This is a genomic window from Sphaerospermopsis aphanizomenoides BCCUSP55 (genome assembly GCF_001586785.1).
Lineage (GTDB): Bacteria > Cyanobacteriota > Cyanobacteriia > Cyanobacteriales > Nostocaceae > Sphaerospermopsis_A > Sphaerospermopsis_A aphanizomenoides_A.
This window is the reverse complement of sequence record NZ_LUFH02000231.1, coordinates 1-885: the sequence shown is the minus strand read 5'-3', so window position 1 is coordinate 885 and position 885 is coordinate 1. Positions and strand designations below refer to the sequence as shown.

Here is an 885-nt window from a genome sequence, read left to right as displayed (position 1 = left end):
GCGTTGACGACGGGTAAAGGTTCGTTCAATGGTCAAATACCCTGATTGAAATAACAAGGTAACTGGATTAATCCTTTCCACTTCAAAGGATTCCAATATTTCCTCTGTAACCTCCAAATGCTCTCGGTTGGGAAGGAAATAGCGATTGGTTTGAAACAACTTAACTAGGAATGTGGGACTACCTGTCTCAAACCAGTAGTTGCGAAATATCTTCCTCTTATCGATAAACATGAGGATATCGTAGGGGTTATAGACGCTCTCGGAACCTGTCCAGTTATAACCATTATACCAGGAGCGCACTGCTTCTCGATCTGCTCCTGCAAGATGTTCTCCAAAGGATTGGGTAAGGTCGGTTTCGGTGTAACCACAAATGGAGGAATATCTGGTATCAATGGTGATGTCGGTGAGTTAGTTGACTCCGCTAAACAGGCTGACTTTGGAGAATTTGGTCACTCCGGTCATGAAGATGAACTGGATGTTGGCATCCTGTTGTTTGAGGACTGAGTATAGGTTTTTGAGTCCTTCCCTCATTTCAGCAGCAATAGGTGGATTGTAGATGTTGTCCAGGATCGGTTTGTCGTATTCATCTACCAGGACCACAGCACGTTCTCCATATTTTGCCATGGCTTTACGAATCAGAGTTCCTAATTTTCCTGGTATATCTGTTGATTCGTAGGATACACCCAGATGCTCTGCATTTTCCTGCAGAATATCCAGTATACGCAGATCTAACTCTTGTCGGTTTTTTAATACCCCGCCAGCAAAGTCTATTTTAATGACTGGGAATTTTCTGCTCCAGTCCCACTGGTCATGACTATAAAGCCCCTCAAACAATTTCTGATTCCCCTCGAAAATCTCCTTCAGGGTATCTACAAACAGACTTTT

General features: G+C 43.3%; 1 protein-coding gene and 1 pseudogene. Both read right to left on the bottom strand.

Annotated elements, in window-relative coordinates; all coding sequences use genetic code 11:
- A pseudogene (locus tag A0J48_RS27840) lies at positions 1 to 231 on the bottom strand (hypothetical protein); the annotation flags it as partial.
- Positions 232 to 408: 177 nt separating this feature from the next.
- Positions 409 to 885, bottom strand: a 477-nt coding sequence (locus A0J48_RS27835; RefSeq protein WP_459213940.1) for an AAA family ATPase, incomplete at its 5' end; no start/stop codon positions are given.